The sequence below is a fragment of the Kitasatospora sp. NPDC004289 genome, from assembly GCF_053602875.1.
This window is the reverse complement of sequence record NZ_JBSGEL010000046.1, coordinates 37944-54383: the sequence shown is the minus strand read 5'-3', so window position 1 is coordinate 54383 and position 16440 is coordinate 37944. Positions and strand designations below refer to the sequence as shown.

At 71.0% G+C, this 16440-nt stretch carries 17 protein-coding genes; 6 read left to right on the top strand and 11 right to left on the bottom strand.

The window, feature by feature from the left end:
* Nucleotides 1–3: 3 nt before the first annotated feature.
* From tap to ACWEPF_RS27130, 6 genes are all read right to left on the bottom strand, one after another.
* Nucleotides 4–2361 carry a telomere-associated protein Tap gene (tap, locus tag ACWEPF_RS27155; RefSeq protein WP_452174589.1) on the bottom strand — a complete coding sequence of 786 codons (2358 nt, stop codon included), beginning with the start codon at nucleotides 2359–2361 and terminating at the stop codon, nucleotides 4–6.
* A 283-nt stretch (nucleotides 2362–2644) separates the two neighbouring features.
* Entirely contained in the window at nucleotides 2645–2905 is a 261-nt protein-coding gene (locus tag ACWEPF_RS27150) for a hypothetical protein (protein ID WP_345284639.1), read from the bottom strand.
* 477 nt (nucleotides 2906–3382) lie between these two features.
* Nucleotides 3383–4249, bottom strand: a complete 867-nt coding sequence (locus ACWEPF_RS27145) for an NmrA family NAD(P)-binding protein (protein WP_452174588.1) — start codon at nucleotides 4247–4249, stop codon at nucleotides 3383–3385.
* Nucleotides 4246–4773, bottom strand: a complete 528-nt coding sequence (locus tag ACWEPF_RS27140) for a hypothetical protein (protein ID WP_452174587.1) — start codon at nucleotides 4771–4773, stop codon at nucleotides 4246–4248. The genes ACWEPF_RS27145 and ACWEPF_RS27140 overlap by 4 nt, the downstream gene beginning before the upstream one ends.
* A gap of 108 nt (nucleotides 4774–4881) precedes the next feature.
* The gene (locus ACWEPF_RS27135; RefSeq protein WP_345284645.1) at nucleotides 4882–5403 is read right to left on the bottom strand and encodes a MarR family winged helix-turn-helix transcriptional regulator; all 522 of its coding nucleotides are present in this window, start codon (nucleotides 5401–5403) and stop codon (nucleotides 4882–4884) included.
* An 87-nt stretch (nucleotides 5404–5490) separates the two neighbouring features.
* Nucleotides 5491–6138 (bottom strand): O-methyltransferase, encoded by a 648-nt coding sequence (locus ACWEPF_RS27130; protein ID WP_380150236.1) that lies wholly within the window; start codon nucleotides 6136–6138, stop codon nucleotides 5491–5493.
* Nucleotides 6139–6499: 361 nt separating this feature from the next.
* Here ACWEPF_RS27130 and ACWEPF_RS27125 point away from each other — a divergent pair, with 361 nt between their 5' ends.
* Both ACWEPF_RS27125 and ACWEPF_RS27120 read left to right on the top strand, forming a co-directional pair.
* The gene (locus ACWEPF_RS27125; RefSeq protein WP_452174586.1) at nucleotides 6500–7030 is read left to right on the top strand and encodes an ArsR/SmtB family transcription factor; all 531 of its coding nucleotides are present in this window, start codon (nucleotides 6500–6502) and stop codon (nucleotides 7028–7030) included.
* Between the two features lie 111 nt (nucleotides 7031–7141).
* The gene (locus ACWEPF_RS27120) at nucleotides 7142–7855 is read left to right on the top strand and encodes a hypothetical protein (protein WP_452174585.1); all 714 of its coding nucleotides are present in this window, start codon (nucleotides 7142–7144) and stop codon (nucleotides 7853–7855) included.
* A 683-nt stretch (nucleotides 7856–8538) separates the two neighbouring features.
* Here ACWEPF_RS27120 and ACWEPF_RS27115 read toward each other — a convergent pair.
* Together ACWEPF_RS27115 and ACWEPF_RS27110 are read right to left on the bottom strand one after the other, a co-directional pair.
* Nucleotides 8539–9075 carry a glycine-rich domain-containing protein gene (locus ACWEPF_RS27115; protein WP_452174584.1) on the bottom strand — a complete coding sequence of 179 codons (537 nt, stop codon included), beginning with the start codon at nucleotides 9073–9075 and terminating at the stop codon, nucleotides 8539–8541.
* A 728-nt stretch (nucleotides 9076–9803) separates the two neighbouring features.
* A complete protein-coding gene (locus ACWEPF_RS27110) occupies nucleotides 9804–9977 on the bottom strand; it encodes a hypothetical protein (RefSeq protein ID WP_452174583.1) in 174 nt (57 codons plus the stop codon).
* A 208-nt stretch (nucleotides 9978–10185) separates the two neighbouring features.
* Here ACWEPF_RS27110 and ACWEPF_RS27105 point away from each other — a divergent pair, with 208 nt between their 5' ends.
* Together ACWEPF_RS27105 and ACWEPF_RS27100 are read left to right on the top strand one after the other, a co-directional pair.
* Nucleotides 10186–11001 (top strand): helix-turn-helix domain-containing protein, encoded by an 816-nt coding sequence (locus ACWEPF_RS27105; protein ID WP_380150235.1) that lies wholly within the window; start codon nucleotides 10186–10188, stop codon nucleotides 10999–11001.
* Nucleotides 10998–11201, top strand: coding sequence for a DUF397 domain-containing protein (locus tag ACWEPF_RS27100; RefSeq protein WP_345286915.1), 204 nt, complete (start codon nucleotides 10998–11000; stop codon nucleotides 11199–11201). The genes ACWEPF_RS27105 and ACWEPF_RS27100 overlap by 4 nt, the downstream gene beginning before the upstream one ends.
* Nucleotides 11202–11408: 207 nt before the next feature.
* Here ACWEPF_RS27100 and ACWEPF_RS27095 read toward each other — a convergent pair.
* Nucleotides 11409–12472, bottom strand: a protein-coding gene (locus ACWEPF_RS27095; protein WP_452174582.1) for an IS630 family transposase whose coding sequence is annotated in 2 segments (ribosomal slippage) — nucleotides 11409–12025 and nucleotides 12025–12472 — 1065 coding nt in all. Because the reading frame shifts where the segments join, the coding sequence is not laid out codon by codon here.
* Nucleotides 12473–13553: 1081 nt separating this feature from the next.
* On the opposite strand from ACWEPF_RS27095, the gene ACWEPF_RS27090 reads away from it, so the two are divergent.
* Nucleotides 13554–13709 (top strand): hypothetical protein, encoded by a 156-nt coding sequence (locus tag ACWEPF_RS27090; RefSeq protein ID WP_452174581.1) that lies wholly within the window; start codon nucleotides 13554–13556, stop codon nucleotides 13707–13709.
* A gap of 450 nt (nucleotides 13710–14159) precedes the next feature.
* Nucleotides 14160–14498, top strand: a complete 339-nt coding sequence (locus ACWEPF_RS27085) for a hypothetical protein (protein WP_452174580.1) — start codon at nucleotides 14160–14162, stop codon at nucleotides 14496–14498.
* A 125-nt stretch (nucleotides 14499–14623) separates the two neighbouring features.
* Here the strand turns inward: ACWEPF_RS27085 and ACWEPF_RS27080 are convergent, their stop codons facing one another.
* Together ACWEPF_RS27080 and ACWEPF_RS27075 are read right to left on the bottom strand one after the other, a co-directional pair.
* Nucleotides 14624–15193, bottom strand: a complete 570-nt coding sequence (locus ACWEPF_RS27080) for a DUF4262 domain-containing protein (RefSeq protein ID WP_452174579.1) — start codon at nucleotides 15191–15193, stop codon at nucleotides 14624–14626.
* Nucleotides 15194–15275: 82 nt separating this feature from the next.
* Nucleotides 15276–16405 (bottom strand): IS630 family transposase gene (locus ACWEPF_RS27075; protein WP_452174578.1). Its coding sequence is split into 2 segments (ribosomal slippage): nucleotides 15276–15910 and nucleotides 15910–16405, totalling 1131 coding nucleotides; the frame shifts between segments, so codons are not numbered across the junction.
* Nucleotides 16406–16440: the final 35 nt, after the last annotated feature.

Here is a 16440-nt window from a genome sequence, read left to right as displayed (position 1 = left end):
GTCCTACTCGTCGGCGGAGACCGCTCCGCCGGTCTTGATGTGCCGGGCCGGGTTGACGCCGTCGGCGAGCAGCGCGGCGATCTCGGCCATGGGCCGGGTGCCCTCGTGCTTGACGTGCCCGGGGCTCACCCCGAGCCGCAGCGCGCCGCTGACGGCCCCGTCGGGCCGGGTGAGGACGTCGAGTGCACCCGGGCCGGGAGAGGCGAAGACCGCGCAGTCGGAGAGCACCGCGAAGGCGTGGCGCCCCTCGGCGGCGGCCTTGCGGAGCTTGCGGTGCAGGTTGACGGTGGCGGTGTCGATGACCAGGGCGCGCATCAACGGGTCCCAGGTGGGCCGCTCCAGCGCGGGCCAGCGCTCGCCGGGACGGTAGCCGTGGCCGCGCGGCCGTTCCCGGAACTTCCCGATGGTGCCCTTGGCCGTCTGCTTGACGGCGCTCAGCACGGCCAGTTCGACCGGGTCGCCGGCCGTCCGCAGGCCCGCCATGGCGTCGAGGAAGGCGACCGGGTCGGTGTCGGCCAGGTCGAGCGGGATGCCGAGCGCGGCCATGGTGTCCACGTAGGCCTGCCGCAGGTGCTTGTGCCAGGGGTCGAGGTAGGGGCCGGACTCGTGCCGGAGCCAGCCCTCGGCCGGCTGCACGGGGTGGCCGAGTTCGGCGGCGTAGGCGAGCTTGGCGGTGCTGTACCAGGACGGACCGGTCGGGCAACTGCCGTCCGGGGTGAAGGGGTTGGGCAGCAGCGGGTCGACCGGGACCTGGGAGAGGTCGGCCAGCCAACTGCCCGGGATCCGCTTGTCGAAGGCCGGGGCGAGCTCGTGCACCGGCTCGGACAGCGGCAGGGTGAGACGGCCGGCCGCCGCGAGGAAGGCCATGTTGACGTCCAGTCCGACCGCGTACGGCAGAGCGCTCTCGGCCGGGGTGAGCGGCCGGTGCCAGTCCCAGGCCTCCGTCACCAACTCGCCGTTCCCGTCCCGCTCCTGAGCCAGCGGGTGGACGTCGGGCACCTCCGGCGGCGCGGCGTCGAAGGCGTGCGTCCGGGAGCCCTCCACCGGGCCGGAGGTCCAGCCGTTCTCGGTGCGCACCGCCCGCGTGGGCGGACGCAGCGAGGTCACCAGCTCCAGACCGCTGACGGCCGTCGAACCGCGCGGCGTCAGCACCCTGGTGGCGTACGTGCCGAGCAGCCGGGCCAGGCCGGGGGCGTCCAGGCCGTCGGGGACGGACCAGCCGCCGGAGGCGAGGGCGCCCCAGGCCGGCACGCAGAGCTGGACGCACTGGCGACGGCCGTCCTCCGGCGTGCGGTAGATCCGGGCCCACGGGCCGAGACCGCGCTGGGTGAGCAGCCAGCCGGCCTTCTCCAGCGCCTTCACCGCCTTGTGGTTCTTGGGGAGTTGGCCCAGCCGCGGGACGAAGTCCTGCTTCTCGTCACGGCCGGCGCGGGGCAGGCCGAGCTCCGCGAGCGCGGTGTCGGTGAGGACCAGCAGCGGATCGCCGTCGCGGCCGTGCCGGTGCAGCCTCCCCTGCCCGAGTCCGGCCTCCAGCGCCCACGCGACGGCGGCGGCGACCGTACGGGCGTCCGGCGCGGTCGCGGCCGGGGAACCGTCCGCGAGGTACGCCACCAGCCCCCGGCCGTCGGCGGCGACGTCGAGCACGGCGAGCGGGCCGGCCGGGAAGCGGGCCGCGGCCGCCTGCTCCCAGTCCGACTGCGCGGCAACGGACTTGGCGGGGGCCTTCCTGGGCGCGGCGGGTCGGGAGCGCACGGCCGTACGCGGGCGCGGCGCGGCGGGGGCCGAAGGCGCGGCAGCCGCGGCCAGCGGCACGCCGGTGGGGGCGGCGACCCGCGCCGGAGCAGCCTCCTGCGACGGAGCGGAGACGGCCGGGGTGCACCAGCCGCCCATGTGCACCGGACGGCCCTGCGCGCGGTACGGGGTCGGACGTCCGCACCGCACGCACGCCTGCGGCTCCGCGACCACCAGCTCCCCCGTGGCGGTCCGGTCCAGCTCCACCACGACCTCACCGGCCGCGGCCGGAGCCGGAGTTGCCGGAACGGGATCTGCCGGGGCGCCCGCGGTGACCGGCGCGGACGAGGGACCGGGCGGCGGCGGGGCGAGCCGGGCGGCCAAGCCCTCCAACAGCCGCGCGTACGCCGCGCGGCCCTCCCCCTGCGGTTCGCGCTGCCCGGACTCCCAGGCGGTGAGCGTCCCGGCGCTGACGTCCAGGGCCGCGGCGGTCTCCGCCTTGGTCAGCCCGTACTCGGTGCGCAACCGCTTGCGCTCGGCCGGCTCGGGTAGCGGGACGGCTCGCCGGGGACCGGCGCCGAGCAACGCGTCGATCGCGTCCGGGGTCTGCTGCGGCGAGGCACCGGTCATGTCCGTCTCCTGATCCCTCTCTGACGCCGTCTCAGACCGCCCGGGACCGACCTCCCGAACGTCCTCCCACCTGCCCCGGCGCCTCGACCGGCGAGCGGGGTCAGGTACCAGACCCTAGCAAGCGATCTCCATGCTCCCGACGATCTCGGTGCGCCTCCGCCGTCAGGGCGGACCTCCGGCACCGAAGGGGTCGCCGGCCGCCGGCCGGGAACGACGGAGGGTCCCGGCCGTAGCGCTACGGCCGGGACCCTCGGGTGGTCTCAGATGGGTCGGGCTTCCGGCCTCAGTGGCCGGTCGGTACGACCAGCACCGCGCCGGGCCAGAGGTCGAGGTTGTTGCCGACGTTGGAACCGGTGGCGGTCACCGAGGTGACGTTCGCGTAGTTGGAGGAGACGCCGCCGCCGTCGGCGCCGGAGCCCTGACCGATGGCGACGTTGCCGCTGCCGGACTGACCGGCGGCGTTGTCCGCGAAGGCGGTGGTGGGGAGAGCCGAGAGAGCGCATGCCGCAATGAAGGCGCCGAACGCCTTACCGAAGGTTCGCATGAGTCCGATCATGGCAAACGGGTCAGCGGAAAGTCACGCTCCGTAACTCGTTCAGCCGAACGCCGAACCGTACGGCCCCCGATCCCACCCGTTCGGCCGCACGCCGAGCGCCCTCTCCCCAGCGGCGAACCGCCCGCCACCGCGCGGGCCGTGAGGGTCCGTCACCCGCAGTGTCCCGCCGCGGCCTTGCAGGCCGGTTCGTGCCACGTGGTGCGCACGACGCGGCCGCTCCGCTCGCGGCGTTCGCTGGACCAGGTCCGGCAGCACCCGCCCCGGCCGGTGTGCCGTGGCGGCGCCGGGGCGCGGTGGGCCTGCAGGCCGACGGCGGGGCGGGACGGGCGGCGGCGGGGGCGCGACCGGCGCCCTGCGGAGGCTGCGGAGGATGAGTTCGTCACGGAACGGGCTCTGCCCGCCACCGCCGCCCATCGAACCTCAACCCACCCGAAGGGAGGATCACACCCCCACCTCCGCCACTCGTCAGCGGAAGACGTGGAGGTTCTCGGCGAGGAAGGCCTCCAGGGTCCGGGGCTCCCGCCCGGTGACCCGCCGGAAGGTGTCGTCCGGCCGCTCCTCCCGGACCACCGCCAACTGCTGGATCTCCACCACGTGGGTGGCCAGCCACTCCGGCATCCCGGCCCGCTCGATCAGGTGAGCCCGCAGGCCGTCCGGCCCTAGGTCCACGTAGCGGACCGTCCGACCGAGCAACTCCCCCAGCACGTCCACGAGTTCGGGGTAGCTGTAGGCCCGGGGACCGGTCAGCGGGTAGGTGCCGCCGGCCAGTTCGGGGCGGATGAGGGTCTCGGCGGCCAGCTCGCCGATGTCGCGGACGTCCACGTAGTTGCAGCGTGCCACGCCCATCGCGCCGGTCACCACGCCCGCGGCGGCGATGCCGGGCGCCAGGAGCAGCAGCTTCTGCAGGAAGGCGTACGGCCGCAGGACGGTGGTGGTGATGCCGGTCGCGCGCAGCCGCTCCTCGATGAGGTGGTGGCCGCGGGAGACCTCGACGGGCGAGTCCGCCTCGGCGGCCGGTGCCGAGATCTTGACGACGTGTCGGATCCCGCTGTCGAGGGCGGCCTCGACGGCGTTCAGCTCGTACCGCACCTGCTGCGGTCCGTTGGCCATGGTGAGGAAGAGCTGCTCGGCGCCCTTGAAGGCGGCCCGCAGCGAGTCCGGGTCGGCGGCGTCGGCGGCCAGCACCTCCGTGGTGGCGAGGACGGAGCCGTCCAGCGACGAAGCGAGTCCGTCGGGGTCGCGGGTGAGGGAGCGGGTCGGCACGCCGCAGGCGGCGAGTGCGTGCAGCGTGGCGCTGCCGGTGGCGCCGGCGGCGCCCATGACGACGATCACGAGGGCTGCCCTTCGAGGAGCGGAGCCTGAGCAGGCTCGGCGGTGGCGGAAGCGGGAGCGGAAGCAGTGGCGGCTGCGGCGGCAGCCCGCTGCGCGGCGCGGCTGCCGCGCCAGCGGAAGGTCGCGATGGTGCCGGCTATCGCGGAGGAGATCGCGAAGTCGGCGGGCAGCCGACCCGGCCACGGGCTGCCGTCGAGCGCGGGGATCAGCGGCAGCAGCTGGGAGGCGGCGAGGCCGACGGCCAGGCCGGCGGCGGCACCGGCGAGGCCCACGGCGAGGGCCGCGAGCAGCCTCGGGGTCCGCGGCGGGCGGGCCGGCACGGGGCGGCGGTGCAGGGCGACGGTGAGCGCGCCGGCCACCAGGGCGGAGGAGCCGCCGATGGTGGTGAGGGCGGCGGCCACCAACTGCGGCTGGCCGGAGGCGAAGCCGCCGGCGCTCGCCATCACGGCGGGCATGAGGTAGGCGGGCAGCACCTCCTTCCACAGGACGTACGGCGCCGGAGCGTCAGGAGTTCTCGTCCGCATGAACGGTCTCTTTCCATTGGTTGACGGGAGGCCCAAGACTTGTACTTAGGTCCCTAACTAATAGGGTCGAAGGAAGGCGGGCCGCCATGCGGCCCGCCTGAGCGGGAGTCAGTCTTCGGTGAGTGCGTCAACGCCCGCCACCACACGGGCCAGCAGGTCGAGGAAGGTGGCGCGCTCCTCCTCGGAGAGCCCGCCGACCATCGCCTGCATCCGGGCGAAGTGCTCCGGAGCCAGCGTGCGCAGCCGGTCGGCCCCGCGCGCGGTGAGGATCACCACGTTGCCGCGCCCGTCCTCCGCGGACGGACGTCTGGCCACCAGGCCTTCCCGCTCCAGGCCGTCGACCAGCCCGGTCACGGTCGCCCGGGAGACCCCGAGGCCGGCCGCGAGTTGGGACGGCGACTTCTCACCGCCGTGGTCCTCCAGGTCGGCGAGCAGCCGGTACCGGCCGGTGGAGAGGCCGAAGCGGCCGAAGTGCACCTCGCCCGCCTGGCTGACTCGGGTGCCGGCCGCCATCAGCCGGGCAGCGACGAGCACCGCCTGCGGGTCGGCCGCGAGGCCGTATCGGGAGATCTGGCGGCGCGCCTGATCGAGGCTCGGGGCGCCAGGGTCGAATGCGGACTGCGGGGTCACGAGAAGTAATATGGCGCCTAACCAGCTCCTCGGTCAAGGACTTCCGCGAAACGACCCGCCGTGTCGCGCGGGACCGCCCCGGACGGCTCAGCGCTTGCGGGCGACCGTCACCCCGTCGCGCAGCGGCAGCATGACCGCCTCGACCCGGGGGTCGGCCGCGACGAAGGCGTTGAGCTCGCGGATCGCGCGGTGGTCCGGCCCGTCGAAGGCCGGGTCGAGGACGCGGCCGCCGAGGAAGACGTTGTCCAGCACGATCAGGCCGCCCGGGCGCAGCCGGGGCACGAGTTCCTCGTAGTAGGCGGGGTAGCCGGCCTTGTCGGCGTCCACGAAGGCGAGGTCGAGCTCGGGCGCGTCGGGCAGGGCGCGCAGGGTGTCCAGGGCGGGGGCGATCACCAGGTCGATCCGGTCCGCGACGCCGGCCCGCTCCCAGTGGCGGCGGGCGATCGATCCCCACTCCTCGTTGACGTCGCAGGCCAGCAGGCGGCCCCCGTCGGCCAGGCCGCGGGCGATGCAGAGCGAGGAGTAGCCGGTGAAGACTCCGACCTCGACGGCGCGGCGGGCTCCGACCAGCCGGGTCAACAGGGTCAGGAAGGCGCCCTCGTCGTGCGAGACCTGCATCCGGGCGGCCCCGCCGGTGAGGGCGCGGGTCTCGGCCTCCAGCTCGCGCAGCACCTGGTCGGCGGGGGTGCAGTGGGCGAGCACGTACTCGGCGGCGACCGGGTGGGTGGTCTCCAGGCTGTCCCCGCCGTACGGGGCGTCCCACTCCACCGCCGGCCCGTCGGCCGACAGGCGGGTGACGGTGCGTCGGATCTCCTCCAGGGAAGCGGAGTCCGGCGCGGTGGCGGTCAGTTCGAGGCCGTCCGCCGTGGCGGTGGCGGTGCAGACGCCGCCGGCCAGGGCCAGGCGGCCGTCGGGCCCCAGGGGCAGGGCGGCCCGCAGGAGGTCGGCGCGGTCGGTGGCGATGCGGGCGGTGGAGATGGGCATGCGGTTCCCCCAGTTGAAAGTGTCGACGGATACGGACGCTTCCGGTCGAGCAGGAGTCTGGGGCGGGAGGGGCACGATTGTCAAAGCGTCGAATTCCATGGACACTTTCCGCATGGAACCCCCCGAGGACGACGAGCCGCTGACGCTCGACTCCCCCGCGCACTTCAAGGCCCTCGGCCACCCCGTCCGCCACAAGATGGTCAACGCGCTGCGCCAACGCCCGGCCACCCTGCGGCAGTTGGCGGAGGCCACCGGCCTGGCCAAGGGCACCGTCAGCCACCACGTCCGGGTGCTCCAGGACGCCGGGCTGGTCCGGGTCGCCGAGACCCGGCAGGTGCGGGGCGGCACCGAGCAGTACTTCGCGCTGGTCAGCCGGGGCTTCCGACTGCCGGAGGAGGAGGGCGGCGGGGCCCGCTTCCTGGTGGAGGCCGCGCTCGCCGAGATGCTGCCCGAGCGGGACGACACCACCCACACCCGCCTCAGCCACCTCTGGCTCACCCCCGAGCAGGCCCGCGAACTCGCCCGCTCCATCGAGACCCGGGCCGCCCACCCCGGCCAGGATCCCGAGCACGGCGAGGCCTTCGGACTGCTCGTCAGCTTCTACCGGGCCGACGTCCCGCGCCTCCCCGCCGACAGCGCCTGACGGACCACCGACAGAAATCCGGCTCGCGGGTGCAACCGAACCGCCCGCCCGGAACGTACTGGGTGTGGGCCCGTCCGAGCAGCGGGCCGTTCACCGTCCTGGGAGCCCTCCTTGAAGAACCGTCACCTCACCGCCACCACCACCCTGGCCTGCGCGGTCCTCGCGCTCAGCGCCTGCAGTTCCACCGGAGCCCCGGTGGCGGCCGGTGACACCAAGGCCTCCCCGACGGCCTCCGGCTCCGCCCCCTCGGCGGCCACGGGCGGCGGCGCGTCGCCGACCGTCCCCGCTCCGACCTCCACCACGCCCACCTCGACCGGCCGGCCCGACGCCCCGTCCTGCGGCGGCTCCGAGAAGGAGACCGACGTCACCGGCGTGCTGACCGGGCTGGACAAGAGCGCCTCCCCGCGCTGGTCCGGCGTCATCAAGCTGACCAACGTCTCCGCCAAGCCGTGCAAGCTCTACGGCCCGGCCGACGTGCGCACCGACGGGGCCGGCACCTTCCACAAGCTGGTCACCGGCGTGATCGGCGACGTCAAGTTCGTCACCGACCGGGCGAACGCGACCGTCATCGGCCCGGGCGAGAGCCTCTACCAGGCCGTCAGCTGGCTCTCCTCCCCGCCCAGCGCCCCCAACGCGGAGTGCGCCACCGGCAACCAGCTGGTCCTGGTCCGCAACGAGGAGGCCCTCTTCATCTCCGTCCCGGTCAAGGACGCCCGCTTCTGCCCCTCCAAGGAGACCGGCTCCCCACAGGTCATGATCGGTGCCCAGCTGGCGGTCGAGGCCCAGGCGAAGGGCCAGCTGGAGGTCTTCGCCACCAAGCGCTGACCCGCCGTCAGCCCTCCGTCCGCCCGGGCCACCACGGCCGGTGCGCCACCCACCACGCCGCCCGGGGGAGCATCATTCTCGCCGAGGAGCGTCTCGCCACCAGGTGGCCGCAGCCCCTCGAATGGAGGAGGGCGGCGTTTCGCCTGCGCCGCATCACAATCCCGGTCGACGGCCGGCTCCGGCCGTTGTGGGTCGGCGTCCTCGGCCCCCGCCCGAACGACAGCATCGACCCGTGGCCCCACCTCGACCGGCTGCCGTTCACCACCGTCGCCTGGGCTCTCGGCCTCACCAACCGTTGTGCCGATCCGTCCTGAGAACCGGGCTGACCGCCTCCGGGAGGTCCACCGCCGCCCGGCGTCGCCCAGGCCATCGCCGACCAGCTGTGACCGCCACCCGGTCCTGCTGGGTGGCGGTCACAGTCAGTCGGTCAGGGGTTGGACGGTAGGACGAAGCCGCGCCGAGGCCCGACCCGCCGGACATGTAGCGTCGCGTCGGTGATCTCCCGCCGGGTCGCCGGGTCCGCGCCGTCGAACACCCGCCACTCGCCCTCCGGATGGTCAGGGTCCAAGGGCCCGGCCACCCCTCGAAGGCCCTGGCGTCGTAGTTCGCTCGCTGCCCGCTCGGCTTCGTCCTCGTTCATCGGCCCCGCCTCCCGTGTTGATGGAGCCTCAGGCTAGCGGGGCTCACATGCCCCGGGTCGCACCGCTGCCACCACCCTCACCGCCGCCGCCCCCGCCGCCGGAGCAGTGCGAGGCGCACGCGCCGGGGTTGATCGGACCGCATCCGCCCGGCACCGGCGTGTGCGAGCACTGCGCGGCGACGACGACGAGGTTCCGCGTCGGGCTGAGCCACAGCTCACGGTCGGCGGTGTAGCCGGTCTTCTCGATCAGGGCGACGGTCCGCAGCAGGACACCCTCGTCGTGCCGGCAGGGGTCTGGCCGCTCCGGGTAGTGGTGGACGAACCCGCCGAGCCTGCCGCAGAGTTCGGCGTACGTGCTGGTGTGGAGGATCAGCGCGTGCCAGCCCTCGTCCACGACGTTGGACGGCGTGATCGGCACCTTCGGGAAGGTGCGGGCGGTGGCGACGAACTTGAGCGCGTCGGTGACGATGCGCTCCGCCAGCTCCTGCGCCATGCCGGGGTTGTTGTCCTGCACGGTGTGGACGACCAGGTCGAACTGGTCGGGGGTGAGCAGCGTTCGGACGTCGATCGTTTCGGACATACTGATGTCTCCTCGCATCATGTCGAATCCGGGGCACCGTCCAGTGCCTCGGGTCGTGCGGCGGAGCCTCGCCCGTCTCGGCTAGCGGACCTACCAGGGTTGTGACTGGCCGAGACGGGCGTTGTGCAGCCCGGCAGTAGAACTCGACTTCTCCTGCCGGGAGTTCAAGGGGGTGCTCAGCGGGTGAGGGCGCCGAGCAGAACGGCCGTGCCGACGAGCGCGAGCAGGACCCAGTACCGGGCCTCACGCCGCCGCTGGGCGAACCGGTCGTCGTCGGTCACGGCCGTTCGCCTCGCAGGGGGCACGGGCCGGGACACTCGCACGGCGGGTACTCGCGAAGACCTGCAGCGAGGTCACCGCCGTAGCGCTGCCGGGGTGCCCGCTCGGCTGCCGTGCCGTCAGGGCGGCGGTCGTAGACGCGGATCGAGATCCACGAGGCGTCGTTCGGTGCGGTCATGCTGACCGCCGGGGCTGGCTGATCCGGGTCCGGAGGGCTGCGTGCCGTTGCCAGACGACGGCCATCGCCGCTCCCATCCTCCCCGCAACCTCGGCCGCGGTAGCCCGCTCTGCCGGATCACAGTCGTGCCGCCGGGCGTCGGCGATCTTCGACGGGTCCATCAGGATCGGCGCGTCTGGGGCGGCTTGCTGACGTTCGATGCTGTCGAGCCAGACACAGGCGAGGCAGCCTGGCCGGGCGGGGGCCCGCGGTCTCGGCGGGGCGACGGCCGTCACTGGTCGCTCCCGGATCCCTTGGCCATCGGGTCGGTGCAGCGCATCCGACCCCTCGCCTGCCAGCCGTTGCGGTAGTCGGTGGCGAAGGCTTCGAAGTCGGCGGAGCCGACCCGCTGGTCAAAGTCGGGGATCGCCGTCCGCCGATCCGGGATCGTCCACTGCTTGGTCATGCTGCACCCATTCGTCCGGCGGGCTTCGGCCTGCAGCCTTGCCCGTTGGCTCGTTCTGGGTATCAGCATCGGCACGCAGCGCTACGATCACCAGGTGTGACGGCCCGACACCTCGAACTGTCGGGCCCCGCCTGGAGGGGCAGCCTCCACCACCGCCACGGCACTGTCTCTCCGACAACCAACACTGTCGGACCACCGGAGGGGACCGATGGGAAGCCCGAAACCAGTCGATCCCGCGTCGACCCCGCTGGCGTTCGTCGCGAACGAGATCCGCGCCTACCGTGACCGGGCCGGCCTGAGCCAGGACCAGGTCGGCGAACTCCTCGGCTACACCGCCGACACGATCGGCCTCGTCGAACGAGCGCGGCGGGCACCGAAGAAGGAACTCCTCGACCGACTCGACCAGGTCCTCAACGCACATGGCGGGCTGTCGCGGCTGTGGCCATTGGTCCAACAGGCGTTCCACGAGCCTTACCTACTCGACTACACCGAGCACGAGAAGCGGGCCGAGGACATTCGCAGCCTCGAAATTCAGTTGGTCAGCGGTCTCCTGCAGACGGAGGCGTACGCCCGCGAGGTCATCTGGGAGGCGCAAGTACCGAACCCCGAGGAGAAGTTGGCGCTGCGACTCCAGCGGCAGGAGCGCCTGCGCGCGGCTGACGCGCCGACCTGCTGGTTCATCGTCGACGAGTTCGTGTTGCGGCGTCAGATCGGCGGGCCAGCGGTGATGCGGGAGCAGCTGGAGTTCCTGATCGACGCGAAGGCGGAACTCGATGTGGAGATCCAGGTACTTCCCCGGGAGATCGGTGCTCACCAGGGGATGGGTGGAGTCCTCACGATCCTAGCGTTCTCGGAGAGTCCGGGTGTGGTGTACGTGGAGAATCCCATCGACGGGACGATACTCGCCTCGCCCGACTTCTTCCGGAAAGCCGTACGTCTCTACGATCACTTGCGGACCGTGGCGTTGACGGTGCCTCAGTCGCGGGAGCGAATTGCCTCGATCTTGAAGGAGACGAAAGCATGAGGATCATGAAGGCGAGCGAGTTGACCGGGTGGCGCAAGAGCAGCCACAGCAACGGTGGCGGCGCGTGCGTCGAGGTCGTCGACGGCCTGCCCGGCATCGTCCCCGTCCGTGACAGCAAGGACCCCGACGGGCCCGCCCTCGTCTTCGAGGCGCCGGCCTGGCAGGCGTTCACCACCTTCGCCGCACGCTTCGACGTGTAGCTGCCGCAACGAAGCACCGAGGGCCCCACCGGAAATCGCCCGGTGGGGCCCTCGACGTTCGGCAGCCCGCCCGCCGGAGCTGACGTTGGGTCCATCGAGCGGCCTACTGGGCATCGGGGTTTCCCTCCGCGTCCTTCCTCAGCCACTCGAACACCTCCTCCGGGGTGTACCGCTCGGCAGCTACTGAACTTGATTTGGTGATGTCGGTCAGTCGTCCAAGGTGAGCTCAGTGCCGGCGAGGCAGCCGTCGACGAGGTGTGGGCGGTACTGGATCTGCTTGAGCTTGTGCTTGACGGCTCGGGTGAGCTGGTCGAGGTTGGCGGCGGCCAGGTTCCCGATGTCGCGCTTGACCAGCGACCAGATGCCCTCCTGCGGGTTGAGGTCCGGCGCATAGGTGGGCAGTTGGAAGACGGTCAGCCAGTGGGCGTTGGCCTCGAAGAACGCCTTGAGCGGTGGCACCAGGTGGATGCGGGCGTTGTCCCAGACGAGGACGACCGGGCCGCCGAGCTGGATGCGGGCGCGGACGATCAGGTCCCGGAAGTCACGCCATCCGAAGCCCTTCGGCTCGCCCTTGCGGCCCCGGTACTCGCGGATTGCGTAGATCAGCCGGGAGCGCTCACCAGGCTTGTAGCAGGCCATGCCCGCCATCGAGACCCGGCCGGAACCGCGGCCACGCACGCGGACAACGGGTGTCTGTCCAATGCGGCCCCAGGTCCTGGCGCGCGGCGGAGTCATCGACTGCCCGGCCTCGTCCTCGAAGACGATCCAGGCGCCGCGACCCGCCGCGGTGCTCTTACCCGCGGCCAGGTCTCCTTCTTCCGCCGCTCCACCGCCGTGTCGTCGCGCTGGATCGCCCTCCGAGTCGGCTGCTGCCACGACCAGCCGCGCCGCCGCAGCAGTCGCCAGGTGCCCTCCACCGTGTAGCTCACGTGGAACAGCCGGCCGATCAGCGTCTTCACCCGGGCCAGCGTCCGCCGCTGGTCCGCCCACCCGTGGGCCAACGGACCGCGCTCCAACTCCCGCTCCAGCCTGGCAATCTGGGCCGAACTGAGCCTCGGTCGCCCCGGCGAACCCTTCGAGGAGACCCCGGCCTCGCCCCGCTCGCTCCAGGCGCGGCGCCACCGCTCCACCGACCGCCCCGACACTCGCAGCGCGGCAGCGATCTCCTTGTTCTTCTCCCCGCCCGCGAAGCGTTCCACGGCCTGCAGCCGGATCCGCTCCCGCGCGGCCCTCTCGGCGTCGGTCAACCCGCCGCCCTGCGCGTATCTCACGGTTCAGGGCTACTGGAGCCCGCCCACCGCCGTCAGGCAAACAACTCCGACATCACCCAATCAAGTTCAGTGGCATACCCTCGTCACCCAACGCCAAAGCCGGGGCATTCGAAGGCAATGATCAGGAGAGTATCGACTGAATAGCCAGAACCAAGCCGACTACACTACCGACGATGCGGCGTTGGCTGCTCGCGAACAGTTCCATCCCGTACAGGCTCCTCTTCGGCCCAAAACGTGCCACCGACTTCCTTACCCAGATGGCAGAATGATGCGAAGCGGAGTATTTCCCATGGGGGCCCAATCGGATCCGATAGTGATCCGCTTCGGAGGATTGTTGTTAACTCTCTGCCACTCTAGGCCTCGAGCATCGAGGATCTGGCAGCTGACCTGCAAGTAATCGTCGAACTGCACTTGCCGGAATGAGTGAACAAACAAACCATCGCTTGGACTGAGGTCGTCAGGAAGATCAACGATCCATGTTTGGCCAGGCGGAAGTGGACCTTAGTGCCGATGTGACCAATTACGGGCTGGTGTAATCCATGAGGTTCCATCACCTGTGACCATCGGGTCATAGAGAGCCAAGCTTAGAATCGGCTCGGAACTGTGATTTGTTACGGCAAGCTGCAGTCGTTCATACGGCGTAGCAGCCTGTGGGCTAGCGTCAGGTCGCAGGATAATCGAAAGCAGAACGGATCGGGCTTGCGCAGCCTCCGAGTCGGAGCGCTCATCATCCCGCGCCTTCTGGTCCTTACGACTCTTAGACCCGTTGATAATCATGCCGATGACGGCCGCCGCCACGGCACAGACGGATCCAATGCCGGACAGCCACTGAGGAGCGGTCGCTCCTGAAGTTGCGCCAGACAGGAGTGGCAATACCGAATCGCAGCACAGGGACATCCTTTGATTGTGCACCACCGAAGTACTGAGCCGCTGCATTGGATTGAGGCGACATGGCAGGCTGCCTTGGCCAATCCTTCTCTAGGCAACGCTCGCCTTCCACCACGCCATCACCGGCGACCAGACCGCCCTGGCGCCACCCTGGTCCGTCTCGCCGCCTCGATCCCCGCCCATCGCCCACTTCATGGCCGACCGCCACCTCCCCGCCCCCTCCAGCGTCCGGTGGCTCGCCCCCGAGGAGACCGTCCGCGAGCGGTTGCGCACCCTCGTCACCCAGCGGCAGGGCCGGATCACCGGCACCCCGGTGACGGCGGGGAAGAGCGACCAGAGAGCAGGTTGAAGCCGGTCCCCGATCGGGGACCGGCTTCAACCTGCTGATCAGTACCGTTCGGGCATCGGCTTCATCCGGGCGTGCAGGAGCGCGGCCCGGGTCAGCTCCATGTCCGAGGCGTACCTCTCCTCGGCGTTGAAGAGGGCGGCGAGGCCGCGGGGGGGCGTCCTGGTAGTGGCGGTGGGCGGGGATCGGGGCGGCGAGGTCGTCCAGGAGCAGGTGGACGACGTGGGTGAAGTTCCCCCTTGATCTGGTCCATGCTGGGTGCGCTGACCTCCGGCGACCAGACCGATGGGGACGGCAGCAGGGGTTGAAGTTCCAATGGATCTGGTTCGGCAGGTCCGTTCGGCGGTGTTCGTCCCGGTTGATCTGGTCTGCGTCGGGTGTTCCGTGGTCTCGGGCCGCTGGACTGCGGGCCGTGGCGCAAGGGGCCAGATGTGATCGGGGTACCGTTCCGCCGTGACCCTTGAAGCACTGCGCGGCCACTTCTACTGGTTGACGTCGGTTGTCATTCGGACCGATCTGCAGCCGAGCGAGGCCATCATCGAGCTCCGTTCGGAGAGTGCTCGTGCGACCCTGCACCTTGTGGGTGTCCTGCATGCGAGAGCTGACTTCTCTGGCCCCGATTGCGACTTCGTGGACGAAGTCGTCGTGCGGGAGCTGCCCCGGCAGGGCCCGTGGCCGGCCGAGGCCCGCCATCTTCTTCAGCACCACAACAACCGCTGTGCGCTCCAGTGGTTGACCATCACTGGTCCGAGTGAGGTGGAGATCCTCGCCGAGGAGTTCACGGCTGACTAGGTGCTCCGTCGGTGCCTGGATTGACCAGACCGGTTGCTACTGAACTTGATTGGGTGATGTCGGTGAGTACCTGTCTTTGAGCTCTCTTGGAACTCCAGAAGGGCGTCGGCCCCGCAGCTTCGCTGTCAGGCAGCTTCCTGGGTCCAGACCCCCTTTGGGTGCTCGTCGACCGGAAGCTGGAGGTTGGGCTGCGCGCGGCAGGCCGGGCTGGCCTGCTCGTCCGAGGGCCAGCGGTGTTCCCGGTCAGGCCAGACCAACTGGACGACGGGGACTGGGGTCCGCCGGTAGAAGCCGACGGACGTACCGAGCAGTGGATGGTGCCAACTGGGATCCACCGGTTGGCACCGGAGCTGGTAGCCCTCGATGACGCCGGCGAGTAGTGCGCCGGGCTCCGTTGATGCCCCGTCGCGAATCCGGGCGGCGGCATCGCCGACCCAGTGCATCAGGCCGTGCAGCTCCAGGCCGAACATGGCGGCCTCCGGGATCCGGTAGGAGTGCCACAGGCCGACGGTGAAGGCCCAGTCGGGGACTTCACCGCCGCCACTCACGCCGACCACGTGCCAGCCATGCTCGCGGACGTGTGCGATCACCGAGGCCCAGTGCTTCCTGCGCTGCCTCCGCGCGCCGAAGGTCGCGGAGGCAGCGGAATCACAGAGCACACAGGGGCAGGGGGAAGTCGCGGTCAGGTCGGTCACCCGGGTATCTAAGCAGGCCAGAACCTGTCGCCCGGCCGTAGGGATGGGGGCGGTGAGGGGGGGTGAAGGTCGGCGAGGTGGCTCACGCTTGATCATGTCGGGTGCGGCGCGATGTGAAGGTGGAGCGTATGGGAGTTGGGGGAGGTACTGAGCCGTCCATGATCAGGTCAGTGTCGGCGAGGCAGCCGTCGACGAGGCATGGGCGGTACTGGATTTGCTTGAGCTTGCGCTTGACCGCCCTTGTCAGTTGCCCGAGGTCGGCGGCCGCAAGGTTGCCGATGTCCCGTTTGACCTGCGACCAGATGCCCTCCTGCGGGTTGAGGCCGGGCGCGTAGGTGGGAAGTTGGAAGACGGTCAGCCAGTGCGCGTTGGCCTCGAAGAACGCCTTGAGTGGCGGCACGAGGTGGATGCGGGCGTTGTCCCAGACGAGGACGATCGGTCCGCCGAGCTGGATGCGTGCACGGACGATCAGGTCGCGGAAGTCATGCCAGCCGAAGCCCTTCGGCTCGCCCGTGCGGCCTCGGTACTCGCGGATCGCGTAGATCAGTCGGGACCGTTCGCCCGGTTTGTAGCAGGCCCTGCCCGCCATCGAGACCCGACCGGCTCCCCGACCGCGCACGCGGACGACGGGTGTGTGCCCGATGCGGCCCCAGGTTCTGGCGCGCGGCGGCGTCATCGACTGCCCGGCCTCGTCCTCGAAGACGATCCAGGCGCCGCGACCCGCCGCAGTGCTTTTACCCGCGGCCACACCTCCTCCTTCCACAGCTCCACCGCCGCGTCGTCACGCTCGATCGCCCGGCGGGCCGGTTGCTGCCACGACCAGCCATGCCGCTTCAGCAGCCGCCACGCGCCCTCGACCGTGTAGCTCACGTGGAACAGTGGGCCGATCAGCGTCTTCACCCGCGCCAGCGTCCAGCGCTGATCCGACCAGCCGTGACCCAGCGGACCGCGCTCGAACTCCCGCTCCAGCCTGGCGATCTGCTTTTCACTGAGCCTCGGACGACCGGGTGATCCCTTCGATAGGACTCCGGACTCTCCATGCTCACGCCACTGCCGGCGCCATCGTTCCACCGACCGCTCGCTGACCCGCAACGTGGCAGCAATCTCCCCGTTCTTCTCCCCGCCCTCGAAGCGTTCCACGGCCTGCAGCTGGATCCGCTCCCGTGCGGCCCTCCCTGCGTCGGTCAACCCGCCGCCCTGCGCGTACCTCATAGCCCGGGGCTACTGGAGCCGAGCGGTCGCTGTCA